Origin of the sequence: Polaromonas sp. (assembly GCF_010365105.1) — a bacterium.
In the GTDB taxonomy this organism is placed as follows: domain Bacteria; phylum Pseudomonadota; class Gammaproteobacteria; order Burkholderiales; family Burkholderiaceae_C; genus Polaromonas.
The window spans coordinates 21,198-45,353 of the sequence record NZ_JAAFGZ010000004.1 but is presented as its reverse complement, the minus strand read 5'-3'; the positions used below and the strand labels follow the sequence as shown (position 1 = coordinate 45,353).

24 protein-coding genes are annotated in these 24,156 nt (G+C 61.9%); 12 read left to right on the top strand and 12 right to left on the bottom strand.

From position 1 onward, the window contains the following. Positions 1–57 precede the first annotated feature (57 nt). Positions 58–378 (bottom strand): 4a-hydroxytetrahydrobiopterin dehydratase, encoded by a 321-nt coding sequence (locus GZ092_RS03545; protein ID WP_293634414.1) that lies wholly within the window; start codon positions 376–378, stop codon positions 58–60. Beyond that, positions 375–1,682, bottom strand: coding sequence for a M48 family metallopeptidase (locus tag GZ092_RS03540; protein WP_293634413.1), 1,308 nt, complete (start codon positions 1,680–1,682; stop codon positions 375–377). Before GZ092_RS03540 ends, GZ092_RS03545 begins: the two co-directional genes overlap by 4 nt. 35 nt (positions 1,683–1,717) lie before the next feature. Between GZ092_RS03540 and orn the strand changes: the two genes are divergently transcribed. The 3 genes from orn to GZ092_RS03525 all read left to right on the top strand — a co-directional run bounded on the left by orn (position 1,718) and on the right by GZ092_RS03525 (position 5,679). Then, entirely contained in the window at positions 1,718–2,281 is a 564-nt protein-coding gene (gene orn / locus GZ092_RS03535) for an oligoribonuclease (protein ID WP_293634412.1), read from the top strand. Positions 2,282–2,673: 392 nt separating this feature from the next. After that, positions 2,674–4,641 carry a DEAD/DEAH box helicase gene (locus GZ092_RS03530; protein WP_293634411.1) on the top strand — a complete coding sequence of 656 codons (1,968 nt, stop codon included), beginning with the start codon at positions 2,674–2,676 and terminating at the stop codon, positions 4,639–4,641. A 150-nt stretch (positions 4,642–4,791) separates the two neighbouring features. Continuing rightward, positions 4,792–5,679, top strand: coding sequence for an alpha/beta hydrolase (locus GZ092_RS03525; protein ID WP_293634409.1), 888 nt, complete (start codon positions 4,792–4,794; stop codon positions 5,677–5,679). 18 nt (positions 5,680–5,697) lie between these two features. On the opposite strand, the gene GZ092_RS03520 is transcribed toward GZ092_RS03525, so the two are convergent. Together GZ092_RS03520 and GZ092_RS03515 are read right to left on the bottom strand one after the other, a co-directional pair. After that, positions 5,698–6,675, bottom strand: coding sequence for a GMP reductase (locus GZ092_RS03520; protein WP_293634407.1), 978 nt, complete (start codon positions 6,673–6,675; stop codon positions 5,698–5,700). A 198-nt stretch (positions 6,676–6,873) separates the two neighbouring features. Further along, a complete protein-coding gene (locus GZ092_RS03515) occupies positions 6,874–7,590 on the bottom strand; it encodes a hypothetical protein (protein WP_293634405.1) in 717 nt (238 codons plus the stop codon). A 167-nt stretch (positions 7,591–7,757) separates the two neighbouring features. Here GZ092_RS03515 and GZ092_RS03510 point away from each other — a divergent pair, with 167 nt between their 5' ends. From GZ092_RS03510 to GZ092_RS03500, 3 genes are all read left to right on the top strand, one after another. After that, positions 7,758–8,585 (top strand): MotA/TolQ/ExbB proton channel family protein, encoded by an 828-nt coding sequence (locus GZ092_RS03510; protein WP_293634403.1) that lies wholly within the window; start codon positions 7,758–7,760, stop codon positions 8,583–8,585. Between the two features lie 26 nt (positions 8,586–8,611). Beyond that, positions 8,612–9,478, top strand: coding sequence for an OmpA family protein (locus GZ092_RS03505; RefSeq protein WP_293634401.1), 867 nt, complete (start codon positions 8,612–8,614; stop codon positions 9,476–9,478). 66 nt (positions 9,479–9,544) lie between these two features. Beyond that, the gene (locus GZ092_RS03500) at positions 9,545–11,962 is read left to right on the top strand and encodes a UvrD-helicase domain-containing protein (protein WP_293634398.1); all 2,418 of its coding nucleotides are present in this window, start codon (positions 9,545–9,547) and stop codon (positions 11,960–11,962) included. Between the two features lie 176 nt (positions 11,963–12,138). On the opposite strand, the gene GZ092_RS03495 is transcribed toward GZ092_RS03500, so the two are convergent. From GZ092_RS03495 to GZ092_RS03485, 3 genes are read right to left on the bottom strand one after another with little or no spacing between them, the layout of a single operon-like run. Further along, positions 12,139–12,930 (bottom strand): BPSS1780 family membrane protein, encoded by a 792-nt coding sequence (locus GZ092_RS03495; RefSeq protein WP_293634396.1) that lies wholly within the window; start codon positions 12,928–12,930, stop codon positions 12,139–12,141. 9 nt (positions 12,931–12,939) lie between these two features. Further along, positions 12,940–13,890, bottom strand: a complete 951-nt coding sequence (locus GZ092_RS03490; RefSeq protein WP_293634394.1) for a homoserine kinase — start codon at positions 13,888–13,890, stop codon at positions 12,940–12,942. Positions 13,891–13,936: 46 nt separating this feature from the next. Continuing rightward, complete coding sequence (locus tag GZ092_RS03485; protein ID WP_293634393.1) at positions 13,937–14,269, bottom strand: hypothetical protein; 333 nt, start codon at positions 14,267–14,269, stop codon at positions 13,937–13,939. 166 nt (positions 14,270–14,435) lie between these two features. Here GZ092_RS03485 and polA point away from each other — a divergent pair, with 166 nt between their 5' ends. The 6 genes from polA to GZ092_RS03455 all read left to right on the top strand — a co-directional run bounded on the left by polA (position 14,436) and on the right by GZ092_RS03455 (position 19,513). Continuing rightward, positions 14,436–17,282 (top strand): DNA polymerase I, encoded by a 2,847-nt coding sequence (gene polA, locus GZ092_RS03480; protein ID WP_293634392.1) that lies wholly within the window; start codon positions 14,436–14,438, stop codon positions 17,280–17,282. 21 nt (positions 17,283–17,303) lie between these two features. Continuing rightward, the gene (locus GZ092_RS03475) at positions 17,304–17,492 is read left to right on the top strand and encodes a hypothetical protein (RefSeq protein WP_293634391.1); all 189 of its coding nucleotides are present in this window, start codon (positions 17,304–17,306) and stop codon (positions 17,490–17,492) included. A 6-nt stretch (positions 17,493–17,498) separates the two neighbouring features. Continuing rightward, positions 17,499–18,134: a molybdopterin cofactor-binding domain-containing protein gene (locus GZ092_RS03470; RefSeq protein ID WP_293634390.1), complete on the top strand. Its 636-nt coding sequence runs from the start codon at positions 17,499–17,501 to the stop codon at positions 18,132–18,134. Beyond that, positions 18,019–18,762, top strand: a complete 744-nt coding sequence (locus GZ092_RS03465) for a ZIP family metal transporter (protein ID WP_293634630.1) — start codon at positions 18,019–18,021, stop codon at positions 18,760–18,762. Before GZ092_RS03470 ends, GZ092_RS03465 begins: the two co-directional genes overlap by 116 nt. 122 nt (positions 18,763–18,884) lie before the next feature. Next, positions 18,885–19,076 carry a hypothetical protein gene (locus GZ092_RS03460; protein WP_293634389.1) on the top strand — a complete coding sequence of 64 codons (192 nt, stop codon included), beginning with the start codon at positions 18,885–18,887 and terminating at the stop codon, positions 19,074–19,076. A gap of 86 nt (positions 19,077–19,162) precedes the next feature. Then, positions 19,163–19,513, top strand: coding sequence for a serine/threonine protein kinase (locus tag GZ092_RS03455; protein ID WP_293634388.1), 351 nt, complete (start codon positions 19,163–19,165; stop codon positions 19,511–19,513). Between the two features lie 186 nt (positions 19,514–19,699). Here the strand turns inward: GZ092_RS03455 and GZ092_RS03450 are convergent, their stop codons facing one another. Genes GZ092_RS03450 through GZ092_RS03430 form a run of 5 tightly spaced genes read right to left on the bottom strand, consistent with a single transcriptional unit; the run spans position 19,700 to position 24,126 of the window. Then, the gene (locus GZ092_RS03450) at positions 19,700–20,695 is read right to left on the bottom strand and encodes a D-glycerate dehydrogenase (RefSeq protein ID WP_293634387.1); all 996 of its coding nucleotides are present in this window, start codon (positions 20,693–20,695) and stop codon (positions 19,700–19,702) included. 2 nt (positions 20,696–20,697) lie between these two features. Further along, positions 20,698–21,663, bottom strand: coding sequence for a sugar kinase (locus tag GZ092_RS03445; protein ID WP_293634386.1), 966 nt, complete (start codon positions 21,661–21,663; stop codon positions 20,698–20,700). A 7-nt stretch (positions 21,664–21,670) separates the two neighbouring features. Then, positions 21,671–22,498 (bottom strand): TIM barrel protein, encoded by an 828-nt coding sequence (locus GZ092_RS03440; RefSeq protein WP_293634385.1) that lies wholly within the window; start codon positions 22,496–22,498, stop codon positions 21,671–21,673. Then, positions 22,488–23,276 (bottom strand): amino acid ABC transporter ATP-binding protein, encoded by a 789-nt coding sequence (locus GZ092_RS03435; protein WP_293634384.1) that lies wholly within the window; start codon positions 23,274–23,276, stop codon positions 22,488–22,490. Before GZ092_RS03435 ends, GZ092_RS03440 begins: the two co-directional genes overlap by 11 nt. Before the next feature lie 43 nt (positions 23,277–23,319). Then, positions 23,320–24,126, bottom strand: coding sequence for a transporter substrate-binding domain-containing protein (locus tag GZ092_RS03430; protein ID WP_293634383.1), 807 nt, complete (start codon positions 24,124–24,126; stop codon positions 23,320–23,322). Positions 24,127–24,156: the final 30 nt, after the last annotated feature.

Here is a 24,156-nt window from a genome sequence, read left to right as displayed (position 1 = left end):
CTGACTGCGTGCCTGCAAGCGCCGCTGCGCCGGCACGCGCCGGACGTGAGGGCTTGCTCAAGCCAGCAAGGCGTCAACCTTCGACGCACAGAAAAAATCGCTGACTGAAATGCCCTTGACATCGTGCGTGTTGAAACGCACCTTGCACTGGCCGTAGCTGGCTTCGAGGTCCGGATGGTGGTCTTCCGCGTTGGCAATGAACGCCACCGCATTCACAAAACCGATGGTTTCGTAAAAGTTCTTGAATTTGAAGGTTTTCTCCAGCGCGCCCTCAATCAGCCGCCAGCCCAGGGCCTGCTCACCGTTCAGCTTGCTCAGCTGGGTGACGATTTCAGTGGCGCTCAGGGCGCGTCGGTTTTGATGGATCGGGTTGCTCATGCGGCTGCGCTTTCAGGAGATGGGGTCATGGGGGTCATGGGAACCATGCGTCCCAGCCGCTCGGAAGCGGGCGGATGGGAATAGTAGAACTTCACAAATACCGGGTCCGGCGTGAGCGTGCTGGCATTGTCCTTGTAAAGCTTGAGCAGCGCGCTTTGCAGGTCCCGGCCGTCGGTCTGCGAGATGGCGTAGGCGTCGGCCTCGAACTCGTGCCGGCGCGACGACATCGCCATGAGCGGGGAAATAAAGAAGCTGAACAGCGGCACGACCATCAGAAACAGCAGCAGCGCCAGCGCGTCGTTGCTGCCCGCCAGGTTGGGCCGCACGCCCAGCCCGGTGTAAAACCAGACCTGGGTGGACAGCCAGCCGAGCAGCGCAAACCCCACCAGGCTCATGGCAAACATCACGCCGATGCGCTTGATGATGTGCTTGTGCTTGAAATGGCCCAGTTCATGCGCCAGCACGGCATCGACCTCGGCCGGATTGAGCTGCTTGAGCAAGGTGTCGTAGAACACCACCCGCTTGGCCGCGCCAAAGCCGGTGAAGTAGGCATTGGCATGCGCCGAGCGCCGGCTGCCGTCCATCACGAACAGGCCTTTGGCGGCAAAGCCGCAGCGCTGCATCAGCGCCGTGACGCGCGCCTTCAGCGCTTCATCGTCGAGCGGCTTGAACTTGTTGAACAGTGGCGCAATCACCGTTGGAAACAGCACCAGCACCAGCAGGTTGAAGCCCATCCAGACGACCCAGGTCCACAGCCACCACAGGGTGCCTGCGCTGCCCATCAGCCACAGGATCAGTGCCACGATGGGCAGGCCGACGACCGTGCCGACCAGAGTGGATTTGAGCAGGTCGGCTAGATACAGCTTGAGCGTCATCTTGTTGAAGCCAAAGCGCTCCTCAAGCCGGAATGTTTTGTACAGCGTGAACGGCAAGTCGAGCAGGCCGCTGATCACGCCGAATGCCGCGAGCAGCGCAAGTTGCGGTACCAGCGCGCCGTAGCCGGCAAGGCCCGAGCGCATCAAGGCCTGGTTCAGCGTGTCGATGCCGCCCAGCAGCGTCCAGCCCATCAGCAGCGCGGCAGAGAACGCCATTTCCAGCATGCCCAGGCGGGTCTTGGCAATCGTGTAGTCAGCCGCCTTCTGGTGCGAAGCCAGGCTGATGGTGGATGCGAAGGCGGCCGGCACCTGGTTCCGATGCTGCGCTACATGGCGAATCTGCCGCGTGGCCAGGTAGAACTTCGTCAGCAGCCCGAGCATGAGCACGGCTGCGAACAGCAGGGTGAATACAAAAGAGGGGTCGGTCATGGGGACGAGTTTAGGCGATAGGCGAGAATCGCAGGATGCTAGAGATTGAACCCTTATTGAAGAAATCCGACCAGAACCTGGTCTGGCTGGACTGCGAAATGACCGGGCTCGACCCTGAAAAGGAACGCATCATTGAAATTGCCGTGGTCGTGACCGGCCCGCAGCTTACGCCGCGCATCGAAGGCCCGGTGCTGGCCATCCACCAGTCCGACGAATTGCTCGAAAAAATGGACAAGTGGAACAAAGGCACGCACGGCCGCAGCGGCCTGATCGACAAGGTCAAGGCCAGCACGGTGAGCGAGGAAGACGCGCAGGCGCAATTGCTCGCCTTCCTGGCAAAGTACGTGCCCAAGGGCAAGGTGCCGATGTGCGGCAACACCATCGGCCAGGACCGGCGCTTTCTGGCCAAGTACATGCCTAAACTGGAAACCTTTTTTCATTACCGCAATGTCGATGTGAGTACCTTCAAGGAACTGGCCAAACGCTGGCAGCCCGAGGTGTGCAGCGCGTTCAAGAAACGCCAGCTCCATACCGCGCTGGCCGATGTGCATGAGTCGATTGACGAACTGCAGCATTACCGTGAACATTTTCTGAAGTAATTTCAAGCTCTTTTGGTCTTCAGCACATATCGGGCAATGGATCCTTGCTATTTAAATGATAGTTTCTTCACTGAACCTGACTGAGTTTTAAATTTGATGATGTGAAGAAGTAACATTGATTTATCAAGGGTAACTGGTAGAAACCCGCAAACCATGCCATAATAGTGGGCTTGCAGTTGCACACCGTGCTAACCGCATTTGTACATCTACCTCACACTTTTGGACTCTATTTTCAGAGTCGCCGCACCAAGGCAGTTCCGCTCTTGGTCCGTATATTCGTTTGATGGTTGATGTTTTATTAACCATGAACGAAGCCTTCCGCATCGCGGGGGTGGAGTTTTCCTGTTCATTCGCCACAAACGAAGCGGACAGGGGATTAGTGAGAAGAAAACATGACTGACTCTTTTGAGACCCGCGGCGACTTTGCGTCCGACAATACCGAAACCATTTCCGACCTGGAAATCCACGTGATTCCCGATTTCTCCTCCGACGAGCCCGTTGTCGTGGCAACCTCGCTGGAAGCTGTTGTTGCCGAGCCTAACGGCTTTGTGAAACTTGGCCTGGCCAAGGAATTGCTGCAAGCCGTTGCTGACATGGGTTTCACCAAGCCCACCGCCGTGCAGCTGGCCACCATTCCGAAGGCCATGCAAGCCCTGGACGCCGACCCGAAAGCACCAAAATTCACCGACTTGCTGGTGTCCAGCCAGACCGGTAGCGGCAAGACCGCTGCGTTTTTGCTGCCCGTGCTGCACACCCTGCTGAAGCAGCAGGAAGAAGCCGAGCTTTTTGAGCGCGCCGAATTTGAACGCCTGAGTGCCGAAGCCGTCGCTCGCGGCGAAGCGCCTTTGAAGAAGCCAAAGCGCAAGGACCCGACCAACATGCGCAACTTCAAGGCCGCCACCCCCGGCGCCCTGATCCTGTGCCCAACGCGCGAACTGGCCCAACAGGTCTGCGCCGACGCGATCGACCTGGTTCGTCACTGCCGTGGCCTGCGCGTTGCCAACGTCGTTGGCGGTATTCCTTACCAGTTGCAAATTGCCAAGCTGCAAAACGCCGACCTCGTCGTGGCCACGCCCGGCCGTCTGCTGGACTTGCAGCGCAGCATGCAGATCAAGCTCGACAAGGTGCAATTCCTCGTCGTTGACGAAGCCGACCGCATGCTCGACCTCGGTTTTGCCGACGACCTGACCGAAGTGAATCAGCTCACCATTGAGCGCAAGCAGACCATGATGTTCAGCGCCACGTTTGCGCCGCGCATCATGCAACTCGCCACCCGCGTGATGCGTCAGCCACAGCGTGTCGAAATCGACTCGCCGCACGAAAAGCATGCGTCGATCACCCAGTCTTTGCTGTGGGCCGACAACATGACCCACAAGCGCAAGCTGCTGGACCACTGGCTGCGCGACACCACCATCAACCAGGCCATCGTTTTTGCCTGCACGCAAGTTGAGTGCGATGGTTTGGCCAATGATCTGGTGCAAGAAGGCTTCAGCGCCGTTGCACTGCACGGCGCGCTGGGCCAGGGCCTGCGCAACCGTCGCCTGATGGCGTTCCGTGACGGCCGCGTGCAAATCCTGGTGGCTACCGATGTGGCTGCCCGTGGTCTGGACGTTCCGACCATCACCCACGTCATCAACTACGGCCTGCCGATGAAAGCCGAAGATTACGTGCACCGCATTGGCCGTACCGGCCGCGCCGGTCGCGAAGGTCAGGCGATCACGATTGCCGAATTCCGCGATCGTCGCAAGATCCAGGACATCGAGCACTACACCCAGCAAAACCTGAAGGCCAGCACGATTCCCGGTCTGGAGCCCCAGCAGCGTTTCGCGCCGACTTCCGAGCGCCCACGCGGCAATTTCGGCGGTGGCCGTGATGACCGTGGTGGCGGTGGCCGCAGCTTCGGCGGCGGTGACCGTGGCGGCTTTGCCGGGCGCAAGCCAGCAGGCGGCGGTTTTGGCGGTAATCGTGATTCCGGCGGCGGCTTCGGCGGCAACCAGGGTGGCGGTTTTGGTGGCAACCGTGATTCCGGTGGCGGCTTCGGCGGCAACCGCGATGACCGTGGCGGCGCTTTCCAGGGTCGCCCTGCCGCACCTCAAGGCAACAACTACGCCGACCGTTCGGGCTTCAATGACCGCAACGCCCGTCGCCCGGATGACCGCGGTTTTGGCGGTGGCAACAACAACGCCGGTTTTGCACCACGTGAAGACCGCAACTTTGGCGGCGGCAACGAAGGCTTTGCGCCCCGTGGCGATTTTGCAGACCGCAAGCCTGCATTTGCCCGCCCAGCCGGCAAGGTGTTCGTGCCTCGCGATGCGGCCAAAAAGCCGGGTGGCAAGTTCACCAAGCCTTTTCGCGACTGAGCCTGACGTGAGACGCTGATTATTTTTTGATCAGCTTCCACAACAAAAGGCCGCTGCCCACCGAAAGGTGTGCAGCGGCCTTTTTCATGGGCACTTCATCAAAGGCTTGTGCCAAGATACGGCGTTCGTAAATCCTTCAAAGAAAAGCTTATGAACAGCGAAGAACAAACCTGGAGTCCGCAATGGCTGGACAGCATGTACAACAACCGGCTGCTGGTGCCGGGTCATGCGGCACATTTCACGCGATGGGCGACGGACTCGCAAAGTGCGCGCCAACAGTTGCCTTGCCAGCTTGATGTGGCTTACGGCGAGCAGCCTGGAGAAACACTGGATATTTTTCCGCCCAGCGGTGTCAGCCAGGGTAAAGGCGCGCCTGTGCTGGTGTTCATACACGGTGGCTACTGGCGTGCGCTGGACAAGGCCGATCATTCCTTCATTGCGCCCGCGTTCACGCAGGCCGGAGCCTGCGTCGTGGTGCTCAACTACGCCTTGTGCCCGGCGGTGACGATTCCGGACATCGTCAGGCAAATGGTCAAGGCGCTGGCGTGGACATGGCGGCATGTTGCCGAGCAGGGGGGTGACCCTGCGCGCATCACGGTGGCCGGCCATTCTGCTGGCGGGCATCTGGCCGCGATGCTGCTGGCCTGCGACTGGCCAGCCCACGCGCCCGATCTGCCGCAAGCCCTGGTGAAAAATGCGCTGTCGATTTCTGGCCTGTACGACCTGGAGCCGATTCGTCAGACGCCATTCCTCCAGGATTTGCAGCTGACCCCCGGGCAGGTCAGGCAAGCCAGCCCGGTGTTGCTGCCGCGTCCGCCGCAAGGCACGCTTTTCAGCGTGGCAGGGGGCGACGAAAGCGATGAGTTCCTCCGTCAGAACCGGCTGATCCAGCAAGCCTGGGGTCTTGAAACCGTACCCGTCTGCGAATCGCTGCCGGGTCTGAACCATTTCAGCATTCTTGAGGCGCTGACAGAACCTTCACACCGCCTGAATCAACTGGCGCTCGAACTGCTCGGCCTTGAGGTGCCGCTCCGCTGAAACGCCGCGCGGCCTGTTTCACATCATCAGGTCTTCATTCGAGTTCTTGCCGCCCAGCACCACATAGTTGACCTTGCGGATGTCCATCAGCCGGGTGCCACCCGAATAGCTGATGGCACTTTGCACGTCTTCTTCCATCTCGCGCAGCGTATCGACCAGCTTGCCCTTGATCGGCTCCAGGATTCGCTTGCCCTCGACGTGCTTGTATTCGCCCTTGTTGAAGTCCGAAGCGCTGCCGTAGTATTCCTTGAACAGCTTGCCATCGACCTCGACGGTTTGTCCCGGGCTTTCTTCGAGGCCCGCCAGCATCGAACCGATCATGACCATGGTCGCGCCAAACCGGATGGATTTGCCGATGTCGCCGTGCTCGCGGATACCACCGTCGGCAATGATGGGCTTGGTCGCCACGCGGGCGCACCACTTGAGCGCAGACAACTGCCAGCCGCCGGTGCCAAAGCCGGTCTTCATCTTGGTGATGCAGACCTTGCCCGGGCCAATGCCGACCTTGGTCGCATCGGCGCCCCAGTTTTCCAGGTCGATCACCGCCTCGGGCGTGGCCACATTGCCGGCAATCACAAACGTTGCCGGCAGTTTTTCCTTCAGGTAACGGATCATTTTCTGGACCGTGTCGGCATGGCCGTGGGCAATGTCGATGGTGATGTATTCCGGCGCCAGGCCTTCGGCCACCAGCTGGTCCACAGTGTCGTAGTCAGGCTGCTTCACACCCAGAGAGATGGACGCATACACGCCCCGCTCCTTCATGTCACGGACAAACTGCAGATTGTCCAGGTCAAAGCGGTGCATCACGTAAAAGTAGCCGTTTTGCGCCATCCAGACGCAGATGTCTTCGTTGACCACCGTCTTCATGTTCGCCGGCACCACCGGAATGCGAAAGCTGCGGCTGCCCAGCGTCACGCTGGCGTCGCATTCGGAGCGGCTTTCCACGCGGCATTTGCGCGGCAGCAGCAGGATGTTGTCGTAGTCGAATATTTCCATGATTTTCCCCAAGCCCCAGAAAAAACTGTTGATGAACAGGAGGCGCTTGGACTGGCCGGTTTTTTTATGAAATCTTCACCGCACGTGTGAAACTCCCAAAAAAAACCGGGCGCAATTGCTTGGGCCCGGTGACTGATTCTAGAGGCTTGGCGGCCCGCCGAATGGCATTGGCTGCAATATCCTTGCAGGCTGGTGCGGTCAAGGTGCGATGCAACGCGATTGTGCTGCCAGCAGCACCCGGCCTTTTTCATCCTCGACCCAGCCAATGACGCGCAGGCGGTCAGGATTGGCTGCCGGTGCAATGTTCATGGAGCGACTTTCAAATAACCTGTTTTGCTCATCTTTCAATAGCTGCTTGCGCCCGTCCCACGGGCGGAAAAGTACATTTCGGACAAGATTTCTTTCTACTGGCGAGCCTTCAAGGCCTGCCGGCAGGGTTTCCACCAGCGCCAGCCAGGCGCTCAAGGGCTGGCGGGCAGCAGGCGATACCGGCCTGAGTTCGATGGAAGCACCCAGGTAGTCGGCGACCGGCAAGCCGTGGGCCACGCGCAGCGCCGCACCCTTGATGCCCGTGACTGCATGCACAAGCGTTTGGCTTCTGGCGGGCACGCCTTGCCCGAGAGCCTCCAGCCGGGAAAGCGCATCGCGCGTGGCCACGGCCGACAGCGGCGCATCGTCGCCTTGGCGGCCCGGCGCGATCCAGTCCAGCGCGACGGCATTTTTTGCTGGCAGCGGCGTGGCCGGGTCGGCCCAGCAGGTTTCGCAGTCGGCATTGATGAAGCGCTCCATGAGCTGGACCGGCCGGCTCTGGCCATCACTGGCGCAAAACGACTGCGCCTGCGCAGGGGACAGGAAAACGGCCAGGGACGCCGCGGCAAGCAATTGCGTGAAGAGAGGAGTTGAATGGGTTGTCATGGGCAAAAAGGATTCTTCGGGAGCTTTTTAAACTGGGCGATGTTTTCAGGAGTCGCGTCATCATTCTTGTTTTTGCCACATCCTGCTGGCCTGCGCCCAAAAGCCCTGCGTTGGTTACCCACAAGTGCCGGTTTCAGGCCTGAGCGCCCATGCCCATGATCAGGGGCATGAACCCTTCCACGCTGATCGGCATGCTGGCCAGCGTGCTGCTGCTGGCGATTGTGCTGTTTTTCTCGGCCGACGATCCCCGCATGTACGTCGACTGGCCCAGCCTGGGCATTGTGCTGGGCGGCACCCTGGCGGCGACATTTCTGAGCTATCCGCTCAAGGAGGTGTTCCGGGTGTTCAGCCTGATGGCCACGGTGATGCGCAACGAGCGCATGTACACCCAGAACGACATCGAGGAGCTGGTACAGATTTCAAAGCTGTGGATCAACGGTGATCTGCATGCTGTGGAGCGGGCGCTGGAAAACGTGACCAACCCCTTCCTGCGGACCGGTGTGCAACTGGTGATTGACCAGACACCGGAAGACGACATCCTGGACCTGATGCAATGGCGCATATCGCGCCTGCGCGCACGCGAGGCGGCCGAAGCGCAACTGTTTCGCGTCATGGCGAATTTTGCCCCGGCCTTTGGCATGCTCGGAACGCTGGTTGGCCTGATCAACCTGATGAGCTTGCTGGGCGGCGGCGACATGCGGGCCATCGGCCAGCAACTGGGCGTCGCGCTGATGACCACGTTCTACGGCATTTTGCTGGCCAACCTGGTGTTCAAGCCGGTGGCCGTCAAGCTCGAGCGCCGCACTGAAACCCGGGTGGTGTTGATGAACATGGTGCTGCAGGGCATCTCGATGATGTGCGAGCGGCGCAGTCCGTCGCTCATGCGCGAAACCCTCAAGTCCTTCATGGCGCATCACGAGGACGAAATCTTTGATGGCCGGCTGCCCGGAAAAATTGGTGAAAAACCGGTGGCGGTGCCCGGACGGGTCCGTTGAGCATGGCGGCCGCCGGATACGTCGACATGTCGCTTCATGAAAGCTTGGGCACATCGCCGGCCGGTACGCAAACGAATGACAACGGAAGAGACGCACCGCGTTCCAGGGCGCTGACTCCACCTGTGCACGCCAAGCCTTCGGGGGCAAGCGTAAGACTGCGCCAGGGCCGGTTTGCGCGCTGGCATCTTGACCCCGCCCCCGTCGCCGAGGAAGAGGGCTGGCTACTGACGTACCTCGATGTCATTACCTTGCTGCTGGTGATGATGGTGGTGATGCTGGCCTTTGCCGGTTCCGGCCCGCACGGGGTTCCTGCCAACGGGCCGGCCGGGACGGGGCAGTTGCTGGCACGGGGCGCGATCCAGGTCATCGGCATTCCTTGCAGCGCGGCGCCGATACCGTTTCCGGTGCCGATGCTGCCCGCCAGCGCCGAGCCTGCGCTTGAGTCCGAAAAGCCGCCCGAACCTGATGTGCTGGCGGGTCTGGCGCTGGACTTTCTCGACAAGAATATCGAGGTGATCGTGAAAAAGGGAACGGTCAGCTTTCGCATCAGCAGCGAGGTGTTGTTCAACTCGGGAGAAGCCACGCTGAGCGAGACGGGGCGCAGCGTGATGAGCCGGCTTGTGCCGACCCTGGGCAAGATCCCTGGCTACCGCGTCGTGGTCGAGGGGCATACCGACAACATGCCAATCCAGACCGAGCGCTTTCCGTCCAACTGGGAACTCTCCACAGGCCGGGCGGCCAGCGTGGTCCGTCATTTTCAGGGCCTGGGCATAGAAGCGGCCCGCATGCGGGCAACGGGCTATGCCGATACCCGGCCGATCGTGTCCAACGACACGGCGCAAGGCCGGGCAACCAACCGGCATGTGGACGTCATCCTGGAAGCAACCAGGTAGCATCCAGGTAGCATTTTGTTGATAAAAGCAGGCCAGGAGGCCGCAGGGGACTTTCTACAATAAGCGATGTTCTCTGACCTCGTTTCCCCATCGCCCCTGCTGCACAACCTCAATCCAGAGCAACTCGCCGCAGTCACCCTGCCGGCCACGCATGCCCTGATCCTGGCGGGCGCCGGCTCGGGCAAAACCCGTGTGCTGACCACCCGCATCGCCTGGCTGCTGCAGACCGGCCAGGTGTCGCCCAGCGGCATCCTGGCAGTGACCTTCACCAACAAGGCGGCCAAGGAAATGCTGACTCGCCTGTCCGCCATGCTGCCGATCAATGTGCGCGGCATGTGGATCGGCACCTTCCACGGGCTGTGCAACCGGTTTTTGCGGGCGCATTACAAGCTGGCAAATCTGCCTTCGACCTTCCAGATCCTGGACACGCAGGACCAGCTCTCAGCCATCAAGCGGTTGTGCAAACAGTTCAATGTCGATGACGACCGTTTTCCGCCCAAGCAGCTGCAGTGGTTCATCGCCGCCTGCAAGGAAGACGGCCAGCGCGCCAAGGATGTGCCGGTGCGCGACGAGGACAGCCGCAAGAAAGCCGAGATTTATGCGCTGTATGAGGCGCAGTGCCAGCGCGAAGGCGTGGTCGATTTTGGCGAACTCATGCTGCGCAGCTATGAGCTGTTGCGGGACAACCCACCCGTTCGTGAGCATTACCAGCGGCGTTTTCGCCACATCCTGATCGACGAGTTCCAGGACACCAACAAGCTGCAATATGCCTGGATCAAGATGCTGGCCGGGCAGGGCGAAGACGCTGCGCACAGTGTGCTGGGCATGCCGGGCGGGTCTGTCGTGGCGGTGGGCGACGACGACCAGAGCATCTATGCCTTTCGCGGTGCGCGCGTCGGCAACATGGCCGACTTCGTTCGCGAGTTCGAGGTGACGCACCAGATCAAGCTGGAACGCAACTACCGCAGCTTTGGCAACATCCTGGACACGGCCAATGAGCTGATCAGCCACAACACCAAGCGCCTGGGCAAGAACCTGAGCACCGAAGCCGGGCCGGGCGAACCGGTTCGGGTGCATGAGTCGGCCAGCGACTTTGCCGAAGCGCAGTGGTTTGTCGACGAGGTGAAGCAACTCGTGCGTGACGGCACCGAGCGCAAGGAAATCGCGCTGCTGTACCGCAGCAACGCGCAAAGCCGGGTGATGGAAACCGCGCTGTTCAATGCCGGGATTCCTTACCGCGTCTATGGCGGGCTGCGGTTTTTCGAGCGCGCTGAAATCAAGCACGCGCTGGCTTATTTGCGCCTGCTCGACAACCCGAACGACGACACCAGCTTCATGCGCGTGGTGAACTTTCCGCCGCGCGGCATCGGCGCCCGCACCATCGAGCAACTGCAGGACATTTCACGCGCCTCGGGCTGCTCGCTGCATGACGGCGTAAGCGCGGTGCCGGGCAAGGCCGGCACCAACCTGGGCGCGTTTGTGGCGAAGCTGGACGTGGTGCGCGAACGGACCGAAGGCGCCACGCTGCGCGAAATCATCGAACTCGTGCTGCAGCACAGCGGCCTGGAAGAGCATTACAAGACCGACAAGGACGGCCAGGACCGGCTGGAAAACCTGGCCGAGCTGGTCAATGCGGCCGAGGCTTTCGTCAGCCATGAAGGCTTTGGCCGCGATGCGGTGGCGCTGCCGGTCGATGAACTGGGCAGCGGCTTGAGCCAGTCGCCCGCCAGCCAGGGACTGAACCTGAGCGCGCCGCTGCTCGACCAGCCTTCGCCCGAAGGGCTGGCGCCTGACCTGGAGACCGGCGAAACCCTGTCGCCGCTGGTTGCCTTTTTGACCCATGCCGCGCTGGAAGCCGGCGACAACCAGGCGCTGGCCGGTCAGGATGCGGTGCAGCTCATGACGGTGCATTCGTCCAAGGGGCTGGAATTTGACTGCGTGTTCATCACCGGACTGGAGGACGGCATCTTTCCGCATGAAAACGCCTTGAGCGACGCCGGCGGCATCGAGGAAGAACGCCGGCTGATGTACGTTGCCATCACACGCGCCAGAAAGCGCCTGTACCTGAGCCATTCGCAGACCCGCATGCTGCATGGCCAGACGCGCTACAACGTCAAGAGCCGGTTTTATGACGAGCTGCCCGAGAGCGCGCTCAAATGGATCACGCCGAAGAAGCAGGGGTTTTCCTCGGGTTTTGGTGCTGGCAATTCAGGAGCAGGGAATGGCCGTGGAGACTGGGCCAGCAGCCTGTTCGCTTCAAAATCCGGCAGTGCAGAGCGTGTGGCCAGCCCGCCCGTGCCGGCGCAAAAGAGCACGCCTTCGCATGGTTTGAAAAACGGAACGAATGTGTTCCATGCCAAGTTTGGCGAAGGCCGGGTGGAAATGCTCGAAGGCACGGGTGATGACGCCAGGGCAAAAATCAACTTCACCCGGCACGGTGTTAAATGGCTGGCGCTGGGCGTCGCCAAACTGACGGTGATTTAACGCGGAATCCGTTGGACTGGCTTGCCGGCAATCAACACGGACAAAAACCATGCAGTCTTTGCTACTGAATCAATAGCTGTCAGCCTAGACACATTCTGCGTAGAAGGCCTTTTTGATGTTGAAAAATTCGATTTTTAGCGAAAACAAATGTGCTCTGGCGCCGGAGCGCTTCAAAATCAGGCGGGTTCGCCAGCAAGCGGCTCGTCCGTCTCCGGGAAACAGTCGCGAAACGTGAAGTAGATCGAGGTGAAGAACATCGCGACGATTACCAGCGCAACCGGAAACATCGCGACGGTGGCCAGCATCGGGTTGCCCAGCAGCGTGGCAATCAGTGACACCACGATGGCCGCCAGCACGAACACGCCGGTCCAGGCCAGGCCGAAAACGGTGAAGGCACCAAAATTCTTGTAGCAGGCCATGGCGCTGAAAAACAGGCTCTTGACCGGTGACACGCCATGCCAGTGGACCAGCGCCGGCGCATGCCAGAACAGCAGCGACAGCGGCAGGTAGAGCGCCATCGCAACCCACATCGCCATCTGGAAGCTGTCCTGCAGCACCAGCTCCTCGGTGATCTTTCCGCCCACCAGGTAGAGGCTGGCAAACTGCCCTCCATCGACCAGCGCCGAAATGCCCATCAGCGCCATAAAGCCTGCGGCATACAGCGCGCCCAGCACCATCATGGCCCGCAGGCGCTGCTGCCCGGCGCGAAAGGCGCTGATCAGGATCGACGGCATCGGGAACTTGCCCTTGGTGGCTTCCTGGGTCGCCGCCATCAGGCCCAGCGTGGCGGCGGGCAGCAGCGCCAGGGCCAGTGCAGCGCCGATGAAGGGTACCAGCGTGGCGACCGACAGCATCGCCATGAACATGAAGAAAAGCCCCGCCATGGCCAGCGGCTGCTTGACGAAGGTCGTGATACCCAGCTTGACCCAGGTCAGGCCGGTACGTGCGGGAACAATATTCAATTTCATGGCAGGGGGCTACAAAAGATAAGGCTGCACCAGCCGTTCGCGCAATACGCGCTCGAAGTGGCCGGGGTCATGCGGTTTGAGCATGGCGGCGTCACGCGGCAGGTGGAAATCCCACAACCGCGACACCCAGAAACGCAGCGCGCCGGCGCGCTGCATGGCTGGCAGCAGCGTGCGTTCCTGCACCGTCAGGGGCCGCACCTTCTGGTAAGCCGCCATGAAGGCATCGGCGCGCGCCGTGTCGAGCCTGCCGCTTTCCAGCGCAGTGCACCAGTCGTTCAGGCAGATGCCGATGTCGAACAAAAAGGTGTCGCAGCCAGCAAAGTAGAAGTCGAAAAATCCCGTGAGCTGGCCGTTTTCGAACATGACGTTGTCGCGAAACAGGTCGGCATGGATGACGCCGCGAGGCAGGCTGCGGTAGCCTGACGACGCGGCAACATGGTTTTGATAGGCCAGTTCGCCCATGATCAGGCGGCGCTGGTCTTCGTCCAGGTGGGGCAGCACCACCGGCACGGTTTCGTTCCACCAGGCCAGGCCACGCAGATTGGGCTGCTGGCGCTCATAGTCGAGGCCGGCCAGGTGCAGGCGGGCCAGCATGTCGCCCACCCCGGCGCAATGCGCTGGCGTGGGCGCGAGTTCGCTGTGGCCGCGCAGCTTGTTCACCACGGCGGCGGGCTTGCCCTTGAGGCGGTGCAGCAGCTTGCCCCTGGCGTCGGGCGCCGGGTTGGGCACGGGAATGCCGCGTGTCGCCAGGTGCTTCATGAGGTGCAGGTAAAACGGCAGCTGATCAAACGTCAGGCGTTCGAACAGCGTCAGCACATACTGGCCTTGGTCTGTATCGACGAAGTAGTTGGTGTTTTCGATGCCGCCTGATGCGCCCTTGAGGTGCTGCAGTTGACCCAAATCAAGAAAGCGCAAGAACGCTGCAGCCTCGTCAAACGAGACTTCGGTGAATACGGCCATGCGTGAAAAAGAACCCTGTGCTGGAAAAAAAGAAAGGAGGTGGGAATCAGAACTTCAGCACGTTCCAGACGCGCGAACCGTTGGTGTCGTTGCTGGTGGCCGCAGGTGCCGTGCCCCGGGCGCCTTCGGCAGGCTTGACCTCGTAGGCGGCGCCGCCGGTCTTGGGCTGGACCGTGATTTGCTGGGTTTCGCCGCCGACGCGCAACTCGTCGATGCGCGTGCCGGCATCTTCGGTGCGGATGCGCTCGATCTTCTTGTCGGGCCGGGCTGGTTTTTCCCGGACCCCTGCCTCGGCGGGTGCCGGTGTTTGCGCCACGGCCGCAGCCAGCGGCAGCGCTGCAATGGCAGCGACAAAAAAGAGGCGAAGAGCGGTTTTCATGCCTGCATTGTAGGCGTGCGAAGCCCGGCCGACGCAGGAATAAAAGGCCATTACCGCTTGCCAAATGGTCTTTGAAGGCAGGCGCCAGTCCCTTGCCGAAACGCCGCTACAGGGCTGCGTTGGCGGGCCGCCAGCGTCTGGTCGATTTCCCCGACAATCTCGCCCTATGACCCTTGACAAAAAAACCTTGCTGCTGGTCGATGGCTCCAGCTACCTGTACCGCGCCTTTCATGCCATGCCCGATTTGCGCGTCACCCCCGGCGACCCGCACAGCCCGGCCACCGGGGCCATTCGCGGCATGGTCAACATGATGCAAAAGCTGCGCAAGGATGTTCGTGCCGACTATGCGGTGTGCGTGTTTGACGCCAAGGGTCCAACCTTTCGCGACGCGCTGTATCCGGAGTACAAGGCGCAGCGCTCCCCGATGCCGGACGACCTGCGCAGCCAGGTCGAGCCGATTCATGACGTGGTGCAACTGCTGGGCTGGAAAGTGCTGGCCGTGCCCGGCGTGGAAGCCGACGATGTGATTGGCACACTGGCCTGCATGGCGTCGAGCCAGCGCATCGAGGTCATCATCTCCAGCGGCGACAAGGACCTGAGCCAGCTGGTCGATGAACACATCACCGTCATCGATACCATGAACGACCGCCGCCGCGACCTGGCCGGCGTCGAGGCCGAGTTTGGCGTGCCGCCGCGCCTGATGGTTGACTACCAGACGCTGGTCGGCGACGCGGTGGACAACGTGCCGGGCGTGCCCAAGGTTGGGCCCAAGACCGCCGTCAAGTGGCTGCTCGAATACGGCTCGCTCGATGCGCTGGTGGCCCGGGCCGGCGAGATCAAGGGCATCGTCGGCGAGAACCTGCGCAAGTCGCTGGACTGGCTGCCCAGGGGCCGCGAGTTGCTGACGATCAAGAAAGACTGTGACCTGGCTGATTACATCGACGGCTTTCCTGCTATGGAATCCATAGCTATAGGCGCACAGCAGACAAGCGCATTGAGAGTTTTTTATCTTAAATACGGCTTCAAGGGGCTGGTCGGCCAGATCGATGCCGAAAGCACCCCACCCGAACTGATTGGCGGTGCCGAGCGCCGCAAGCCGCGCGCGCCCGTGGCGTCGCCGGATTCGCCCGGACTGTTTGACGACGACGACGACGAAGACAAGGATAAAGAGGCTTCACGGCCCGATGCGCCCCTGGCCGGGGGCGCCAGCAACCTGCTTTACGACACCGTCCTGACCTGGGAGGCCTTCGACGCCTGGCTGGCAAAAATCGAAGCGGCCGAACTGGTGGCGGTCGATACCGAAACCACCTCGCTCGACGAGATGCGGGCACAGATCGTCGGCATCAGTTTCAGCGTGACGCCGGGCGAGGCCGGCTACATTCCGCTGACGCACGACTACCCCGGCGCGCCCGCGCAATTGCCTATCGACGAGGTGCTGGCCCGCCTCAAGCCCTGGCTTGAAAACCCGGCCCGGGCCAAGCTTGGCCAGAACGTCAAGTACGACCGCCACGTCTTCGCCAACCACTGCATCGAGGTGCAGGGCTATGCGCACGACACCATGCTGCAAAGCTATGTGCTCGAAGCGCACAAGCCGCACGGGCTGTCCAGCCTGGCCGAGCGGCACGTGGGCCGCAGCGGCATCCACTACGAAGACCTGTGCGGCAAGGGCGTGAACCAGATCAAGTTCAACCAGGTCGAGATTGCCAAGGCGGCCGAATACTCGTGCGAAGACTCCGACCAGACGCTCGACGTGCACCGCGTGCTGTGGCCGCAGGTGCAGGCCAATGAAAAACTGCTGTTCATCTATGAGCTGGAAATGCACAGCAGCGAATCGCTCTACCGCATCGAGCGCAACGGCGTGCTGATCGACGCGCCGATGCTGGCCAAACAAAGCCATGAACTCGGCCAGCGCCTGCTGCAACTGGAGACCGAGGCTTATGAAATCGCCGGCCAGCCCTTCAACCTGGGCAGCCCCAAACAGTTGGCCGAGATTTTCTTTGACAAGCTGGGCATGAAGGTGGTCAAGAAAACGCCCAGCGGCGCGCGCAGCACCGACGAGGAAGTGCTCGAAAAACTGGCCGAAGATTACCCGCTGCCCGCCAAGCTGCTGGAGCACCGGAGCCTGTCCAAGCTCAAGGGCACCTACACCGACAAGCTGGCGCAGCTGGCGTTGCCACGTACCGGCCGGGTCCATACCCACTATGCGCAGGCCGTGGCCGTGACCGGGCGGCTGTCGAGCAACGACCCCAATTTGCAGAACATACCGGTCAAGACGCCCGAAGGCCGGCGCGTGCGAGAAGCCTTTGTGGCGCCCGCCGGCAGCGTGATCGCCAGCGCTGACTATTCGCAGATCGAGTTGCGCATCATGGCGCACATCAGCGGCGACGAGGCCTTGCTGCATGCCTTCACCGCCGGGCTGGACGTGCACCGCGCGACCGCCGGCGAGGTGTTCGGCGTGGCGCTCGAAGAGGTCAGCAGCGAGCAGCGCCGCTATGCCAAGGTGATCAACTTCGGCCTGATCTATGGCATGAGCAGCTTCGGCCTGGCCAAGAACCTGGGCATTGAGACCAAGGCTGCCGCCGCCTACATCGACCGCTATTTCCAGCGCTACCCTGGCGTGAAGCGTTACATGGATGAAACACGCCAGCTGGCCAAAGATCAAGGCTATGTTGAAACGGTGTTCGGCCGGCGCCTGTACCTGGCCGAGATCAATTCGCCCAACGGCCCGCGCCGCGCCGGCGCCGAGCGGGCCGCCATCAACGCGCCCATGCAGGGCACGGCGGCCGACCTGATCAAGCTCAGCATGGTCAGGGTGCAGCAGGCACTGGACGCCGAACAGCGCCAGACCAAAATGATCATGCAGGTGCATGACGAACTGGTGTTCGAGGTGCCCGAGGCCGAGGTCGAATGGGTGCGCACCGAGATTCCGCGCCTCATGGCCGGCGTGGCTGACCTGAAGGTGCCGCTGCTGGCCGAGATCGGCTTTGGCCCGAACTGGGAACAGGCGCACTGAGGCGCAGCCTTTCCTTGGGCGGTGTTTGCCGGCGGCAGGATTTCCGGCGCAGTCAAGTCGGCGTCGCTGGCGAAGCTGGCGGGTGCGGTGGGCCTGCAGGCCGACGGCGAGATCAAGCACGGAGAGATGGCAAGAAAATACTCGCAGCAGGCCTACGGCGCGCACTTTGCCGAAGTCGCGGTGGACATGGATTCGGGCGAAATTCGATAGCGCCGCATGCTCGGCGTGTTTGCCCTGGGGCGCATTTTGAATATGAATATCGCCACCTCGCAGGCGCTGGGCGACATGACCTGGGGCGTGGGCTCGGCGCTGCACGAAGAGGGCGTGATCGACCTGCGCTTCGGTTTTTTCGTCAACCACGACCTGGCTGAATACCCTGTGCCGGTGCATGCCGACATACCGGCCATCGAAGCCATTTTTTTGCCTGAAGTCGATGACAAGACCAATCCGCTCCAGATCAAGGGCGCAGCTTCCGCATTTCTGGCCGCAAGCACAGCAGCATTGCCGTCGCCCTGCGCACGGCTTCGCTGGCGCTCCGGCAAGCCTTTGGCTTGGGAGCTTGACACGCTCGATAATATGAAAGAACCCCGGTTTCCGGCTCTCATGCCGAAGCCGGGTTTTTTTATTCAATCAATCATTGTTCAGGGCTTTGGCCCAGACGGAATGGGCGTAAAAAGCGATGGTTTTAATAGCAATTTTGTTGGGCACCATGACGGCCGGCATTGGCAGTGTCTGGCTGGCAGCGCTGCTCAGTTTTGGCGCACTGGCACGCTACACCCAGCATATGCTCAGCCTGGCCGCTGGTGCGCTGCTGGGAACAGCCTTCATGCATCTGCTGCCCGAGGCGTTTGAAAGCCAGGTCTCCCCCGACAACCTGTTTGCCACGCTGCTCGTCGGCCTGGTGTTTTTTTTCCTGCTCGACAAGGCCGAACTCTGGCACCACGGCCACGAGCACCATGTCGTCGGGCATGGAGACCACGAAAGTCTTCAGGATCACAGCCATGTTCATCACCACCTTGAAAAGAAACCGGGCGGCTGGGCGGTGCTGGCCGGTGACAGCGTACATGCCTTTGGCGACGGTATCCTGATCGCGTCTGCCTTCATTGCCGATTTGCGGCTGGGTTTTGTCGCCACGCTGGCCGTTCTGGTGCATGAAGTGCCGCACCACATGGGCGACCTGATCGTGCTGCGCCAAAGCTCCGACAACAACCGGCGTATCGCGCTGGTCAAGGTCTCGCTGGCCGGCGCCGTCACGGCATTGGGCGGCATGATCGGTTATGCGCTGGTGGACCAGCTTTACAGCTATTTGCCATTCTTCCTGATCATTGCCGCCAGCAGCTTTGTCTATGTGGCGCTGGCGGACCTGATTCCGCAACTGCAAAAACGCGCGTCCCTGAAGGAGACGGCCGCACAGATTGCCTGGCTGGGTATCGGCATCGGACTGGTCATGCTGGTCAGCTGGGCGGCGCATGCGCATTGAAAGCCGCAGGCCTGCGTGTGTCAGCCAACGACTGACAGAGGGCTGGCTCGACAGCTTATAGACAAGGTGTAGACCGCAGGCCAAGCTGAAAATTTTGCAGCTTCTTGAAAGGAAATCACAGCATGACAAGCAAGGCAACTTTTAACAACGCCAAAAATCCGGCCCAAGCGCCGCCAGTCACCGAGCCCACTGCCCGGCCGGGAAGCTTGGAAAAGGGCCAGGACGAGACCCACGATGAAGACTCTGCCGATGGGCTCGCCAATCGGGAGATGGACGAGCAGACCACACTGGCCCGCCCGCCGCTGGGCAATTAGGCCGGCGCATCAGGCGCGTTCCGCAACCAGCCACCAACGCATTAGTTTTAGAACCTTATCAGGGCAAAAAACCCCGGGAGCCAGCCATGACCAGCCAGCAGAACCATGAAAAATCCGCCCCCAGTGACCCGCATGCGCGCAGTGATATGTCAGAAAACCTGGCCGCGCAAAAGGGTCGGCATGGCTACCTGGGCGATGAAGTGCCGGGTCTGGTGCAGCCGAGCAAGCTGAACCCGGGCGATACCGGCACGGTCAGCGACACGCCCGATGCCGGCGGGGAACTCAATTTTGACGATGACGCCATGGACGAGCGCGAAAACACCGCCCGCAGCGGTGGCACCTGGGCGGCCCACGGCGCCGACAGTGCCCCGCTGGGACCGCCAGCCGAGATACTATCCAGCAGCAACTTGCCCAGCGACCCGCCTGCAAAGGCTTAAGGCCACACTGGAACGGCATGAAACGCTCAGACCATCAAAGCAGATTGCTCTAAATTCAATAGCAGAAGGTGAAGGCGCAGACTGCGGAAGATGCCGATTTCATCCTCAAGATGTTGCCGCGCAGGGCTTCAGGCAGTCGGATTTCAGGAACCTGCGCCAGTGCCCACTGTCGGGGTCAGCTGCGCATCAGGCCGGCAGGTCAAACACCGCTTCAGGCAACTCGCCCGCCAGCGCCTGCAGCAAATTGGACGTTGCCAGCACCGCCATCGCGTGGCGGGTTTCAACGGTCGCCGAGCCGATGTGCGGCAGTGCGGTCACTTTTGGATGGGTGCGCAGCCGGGAGGTCAGGGGAAGTGGTTCGGTGGCGAACACATCCAGCCCGGCAGCGCGCAGGCGGCCCTGTTCCAGTGCTTCGAGCAATGCGCTTTCCTGCACCGTGGCGCCGCGCCCGCCGTTGATGAAGATGGCGCCCGGCTTCATCAGCCCGAACTCGCGCCGGCCCATCAGGTTGCGTGTTTCATCCGACAGCGGCAGTACCGCCGCCACGATATCGGCGCGCGCCAGCAGTTCGTCTAGCGGCGTGTGCGCAGCCTTGCCGGCCAGTTCGGGCGCCTGCCGGGCCAGGTCCACTGGCCGGCGGCTGTGGTAGAGCACCGGCATGCCAAAGCCCAGCGTCGCTCGCCGCGCCAGCGCCTGCCCGATTCGGCCAAAGCCGAGGATGCCCAGCGTCTTGCCGTGCACATCCGTCCCGAACAGGTCTTCGCAGATGTTGCGTGTCCAGCGGCCTTCGCGTACATGATTCGCCAGCTCGACGATGCGGCGGCTGGTCGCCATGATCAGGGAAAAAACGGTGTCAGCAGTGGTTTCGGTCAGCACGCCGGGCGTATGGCATAGCATGATGCCGCGCGCCGCCAGGGCATCAAGCGCGTAGTTGTCCACGCCGACCGATACGCTGGAGATGACCTTGAGCTGCGGCGCCCTGGCCAGCAGCGCCTCGTCCACCGGGTAGCTGGAGCCGATCAGGCCTTCGGCGGTCGCCAGCGCGGCCTCAAAGGCTCGCAGTTGCCCGGCAAGGCGCGGATTGGCAACTGTCACGTCGTGCTGCACCTGCAGCCGCGCCAGCTGGTCCGGGGGCAGCTCCCTGAAGACCAGAATTTTCTTGCGTTGAGTGGAAACAGCCATTTTCAGCATCCTGTCGGATGGAGTTCAGTGAATTCATGGAGTTCGGCGCGCGTCGGCAGGCCTTCGCTGTCGCCCAGCACCTGCACCGCGCGGGCACCGATCCAGGCGCCGCGCTTCACTGCTTCGACAACGCCCAAGCCATCGAGCAATGCGCTGATCACGCCAACGGCAAACCCATCGCCTGCGCCCACGGTGTCCACCACCTGGGCCACCGGGAACCCCGGCACATGGCCGCTGCCATCGGTGTCGCTGTCGAACCAGGCGCCATCGGCGCCCAGCTTGACGGCGACCAGCCGGGCGCCGCGCTGGCGGTAAAAGCGGGCAATGCCTTCGGCGCTGGCTTCGCCGGTCAGGAAGCGGCCTTCCTCCAGGCCGGGCAACACCCAGTCGGCGCGCGTGGCCAGATCGTTGATCGATTCGCGCATCAGCCCGGGGCTGGACCACAGCGTGGGGCGCAGGTTGGGGTCGAACGACACGCTGCGGCCTGCCGCGCGCATCAGGTCCATGGTCTTGCGCGCAGCGGGCAGGGTGCTGGCCGAAATGGCGGGAAATACGCCGGTGGCATGCAGGTGGCGCGCCGACAGCAGCCAATCCTCGTCAATGTCATCTACACATATGTGACTGGCAGCAGAACCCTGTCGGTGATATTCGACCTGCGGATCGCTGCCATCCAGCACCTTGGACTTGAACTGGAAACCGGTCTTTTGCGACGGGTCGCACACCACGTGCGAGCAGTCGATGCCTTCCTGTTGCATGGCGGCTAGCAAATACCGGCCCATCGAATCGGTGCCCAGGCGGCTGCCCCAGCCAACCTTCAGGCCCAGGCGCGCCAGGCCGATGGCGACATTGGTTTCGGCACCGGCGGTGCGCTTGTAAAAGGCTTCGGCCTGCTCCAGCGGGCCGGGCCGGTCGGCGACCAGCAGCAGCATGGCTTCGCCAAAGGTGATCACGTCCAGGGCGGGTGTCATGGGTGTCTCATTGTTGCAATAACGGAGTAGAAACGCGGCTTGCCATGGCCGCAGCCACGCTGCGCAATTGATCGATTTCGTTCCGCGTGACCGCCAGCAGGTCGTCACCGATCAGCGGGTATTCGATGGCCCAGGGCATATAAGCTGGCAGTGTGCGCAACACGGCGCGCCAGGGCGCGCTGGATTCAGCCAGCGGCACGGCCACCCAGCGCTGCGGCTGGCGCTGCACGCCCTTGCAATGCACATAGCGCACCTGCGGGGCCAGGGCGGTAGCAGCCTGCAGTGGGCATTCGCCGGTCCAGTGCCAGTTGCCCATGTCGAACGTCATGCCCAGGAAGATTCCCTGGTCATTGGCCACGTCAAAAAAGTCCTGCAGCGCGGGCAGGGTGCCGGCAGACGGCGTCTGGTCGTTCTCGATCACCAGTTCGATCCTGGCGGCCTGCAGGCAGTCCCGCAGCGCCGTCAGGCTAACGTGCGACGCGGCGGCAAAGCCGCCGATCGCCATTTTCAGCCGGGGCGCGCCCAAAGTTTTGGCGGCCTGCAGCGCCTGCTGCAAAGCGGTCATGTCCAGCGCGCCGTCAGCCGCCCAAAGGCCGTCGGCGCTCGAATAGACCACTTGCATCCCGGTCTCGCGAACCACTTCGGCCAGGGCGGGCAGTTCGCGGGCGGCATCGATCAGCAGTTCGCTGCGCACTTCGACGCCGTCGGCGCCGGCTTCATGGCAAAGCCGGGCAAACCACAGTTGCCCATGGCGGCGCACTTCAGCGGCGCCAAAGGCGGTCAGGGAAACCAGGATGGGCGGCGCGACCGGGACTGTTGAAACTTCAGTGGGCATGTTGCGAATTCAAAATTTGGCCGAGAAAATTTCGGGTTTTTTCGTTTTGCGGGTTGCTGAAGAACTGCTGCGGCGGCGCCTGCTCGATGATCTTGCCGTCGGCCATGAAGATCACCCGGTCGGCCACACTGCGGGCAAAGCCCATTTCATGCGTGACGCACAGCATGGTCATGCCGTCGTCGGCCAGGCTGATCATGGTGTCCAGCACTTCCTTGACCATTTCCGGGTCCAGCGCCGAAGTCGGCTCGTCGAACAGCATGATCTTCGGGGTCATGCACAGCGCCCGCGCAATCGCCACGCGTTGCTGCTGGCCGCCCGACAGCTGGCTCGGGTATTTTTTCGCCTGCTCGGGAATGCGCACGCGGGTGAGGTATTTCATCGCGATGGTTTCGGCGTCGATCTGGCTCAGGCCGCGCGAGCGCATCGGTGCCAGCGTGCAATTTTGCAGGATCGTCAGGTGCGGAAACAAATTGAACTGCTGGAACACCATGCCGACTTCCTGGCGCACCGAATCGACATTCTTGCCGCCGGCCGTCAGGTCGATGCCATCGACCACGATGCGCCCCTTTTGCACCACTTCCAGACGGTTGATGCAACGGATCAGCGTCGATTTTCCCGACCCGGAAGGCCCGCAGACCACAATGCGCTCGCCCGGCGCGACGTTCAGGTTGATGCCGGTCAGCACCTGGAACTTGCCATACCACTTGTCCACCGCCTCCATGCGGATGATGGGTTCGGCGGCGTCAACAGCCTTGGTAGTCGGCGAAGGGGAATGCATTGTGTCTGTCATAAAAGCACCGTGGTCCGTTGCGGTTCAAGGATTACTGCAGCTTGGGCAGGTCTGTCTGAAGCCATTTTTGATACAGCTTGTTGAGTTCGCCGTTGGCCGTGTTGCGGGCGACAAAGTCGTCCACGGTTTTCAGCAACTCGTCCTGGCCGGGACGCATCGCCACGCCCATGACCTGCTGGCGCAGCAGGAATTTGTTTTCATAGGTATTCGCCGGGGCGCGTTTGGCAATCTGCGCCGCAACCGTGGTCGAGCAGCCAATGGCGTCAACCTGTCCGGACAGCAGCGCCTGCATGGCCGAAGCGTCGTCGTCGAAGCGGCGGATCTCGGTGCCCTCGGGCGCCACGGCGGTCAGTGCCACGTCCTGCGTACTGGCACGGGCGACGCCGACGCGCTTGCCCTTCAGGTCGGCCGGCGCCTTCAGGTCGGCCTTCTTATCGCCGTACAGCACGATGCTGGCGGCCGCATAGGGTTTGGAAAACTGCACCTGCTTGGCGCGCTCGGGCGTCACGGCCAGCGAGGCGACCAGCAGATCGACCTTGTTGGTGAGCAAAAACGGGATGCGGTTCGGGCCGGTCACCGGCACCAGGTTGAGCTTGACGCCCAGGTCCTTGGCCATCAGGCGCGCCACGTCGGCGTCGTAGCCGTCGGGCTGGTTGCTGCTGTTCATGGTGCCGTAGGGCGGAAAGTCCACCAGCATGCCGACTGTCAGCTCGCCTTTTTTCTTGATGTCGGCCACGCTTTGCGCGCTGGCGGCGGGTGCCCAGGCGCCCAGGGTGGCGGCCAGGCCAAGGGCCAGCGCGGTGCTGGTAAATACGCGGCGTTGCAGATGCTTGATCATGATGAGTCTCCGGTTGATGTTGAAAAACAA

Excerpts from the sequence above, each read along its gene's own strand:
- GZ092_RS03545 (WP_293634414.1), bottom strand. The coding sequence starts at position 378 with ATGAGCAACCCGATCCATCAAAACCGACGCGCCCTGAGCGCCACTGAA.
- GZ092_RS03540 (WP_293634413.1), bottom strand. The coding sequence starts at position 1,682 with ATGACCGACCCCTCTTTTGTATTCACCCTGCTGTTCGCAGCCGTGCTC.
- orn (WP_293634412.1), top strand. The coding sequence starts at position 1,718 with ATGCTAGAGATTGAACCCTTATTGAAGAAATCCGACCAGAACCTGGTC.
- GZ092_RS03530 (WP_293634411.1), top strand. The coding sequence starts at position 2,674 with ATGACTGACTCTTTTGAGACCCGCGGCGACTTTGCGTCCGACAATACC.
- GZ092_RS03525 (WP_293634409.1), top strand. The coding sequence starts at position 4,792 with ATGAACAGCGAAGAACAAACCTGGAGTCCGCAATGGCTGGACAGCATG.
- GZ092_RS03520 (WP_293634407.1), bottom strand. The coding sequence starts at position 6,675 with ATGGAAATATTCGACTACGACAACATCCTGCTGCTGCCGCGCAAATGC.
- GZ092_RS03515 (WP_293634405.1), bottom strand. The coding sequence starts at position 7,590 with ATGACAACCCATTCAACTCCTCTCTTCACGCAATTGCTTGCCGCGGCG.
- GZ092_RS03510 (WP_293634403.1), top strand. The coding sequence starts at position 7,758 with ATGAACCCTTCCACGCTGATCGGCATGCTGGCCAGCGTGCTGCTGCTG.
- GZ092_RS03505 (WP_293634401.1), top strand. The coding sequence starts at position 8,612 with ATGTCGCTTCATGAAAGCTTGGGCACATCGCCGGCCGGTACGCAAACG.
- GZ092_RS03500 (WP_293634398.1), top strand. The coding sequence starts at position 9,545 with ATGTTCTCTGACCTCGTTTCCCCATCGCCCCTGCTGCACAACCTCAAT.
- GZ092_RS03495 (WP_293634396.1), bottom strand. The coding sequence starts at position 12,930 with ATGAAATTGAATATTGTTCCCGCACGTACCGGCCTGACCTGGGTCAAG.
- GZ092_RS03490 (WP_293634394.1), bottom strand. The coding sequence starts at position 13,890 with ATGGCCGTATTCACCGAAGTCTCGTTTGACGAGGCTGCAGCGTTCTTG.
- GZ092_RS03485 (WP_293634393.1), bottom strand. The coding sequence starts at position 14,269 with ATGAAAACCGCTCTTCGCCTCTTTTTTGTCGCTGCCATTGCAGCGCTG.
- polA (WP_293634392.1), top strand. The coding sequence starts at position 14,436 with ATGACCCTTGACAAAAAAACCTTGCTGCTGGTCGATGGCTCCAGCTAC.
- GZ092_RS03470 (WP_293634390.1), top strand. The coding sequence starts at position 17,499 with ATGCTCGGCGTGTTTGCCCTGGGGCGCATTTTGAATATGAATATCGCC.
- GZ092_RS03460 (WP_293634389.1), top strand. The coding sequence starts at position 18,885 with ATGACAAGCAAGGCAACTTTTAACAACGCCAAAAATCCGGCCCAAGCG.
- GZ092_RS03455 (WP_293634388.1), top strand. The coding sequence starts at position 19,163 with ATGACCAGCCAGCAGAACCATGAAAAATCCGCCCCCAGTGACCCGCAT.
- GZ092_RS03450 (WP_293634387.1), bottom strand. The coding sequence starts at position 20,695 with ATGGCTGTTTCCACTCAACGCAAGAAAATTCTGGTCTTCAGGGAGCTG.
- GZ092_RS03445 (WP_293634386.1), bottom strand. The coding sequence starts at position 21,663 with ATGACACCCGCCCTGGACGTGATCACCTTTGGCGAAGCCATGCTGCTG.
- GZ092_RS03440 (WP_293634385.1), bottom strand. The coding sequence starts at position 22,498 with ATGCCCACTGAAGTTTCAACAGTCCCGGTCGCGCCGCCCATCCTGGTT.
- GZ092_RS03435 (WP_293634384.1), bottom strand. The coding sequence starts at position 23,276 with ATGCATTCCCCTTCGCCGACTACCAAGGCTGTTGACGCCGCCGAACCC.
- GZ092_RS03430 (WP_293634383.1), bottom strand. The coding sequence starts at position 24,126 with ATGATCAAGCATCTGCAACGCCGCGTATTTACCAGCACCGCGCTGGCC.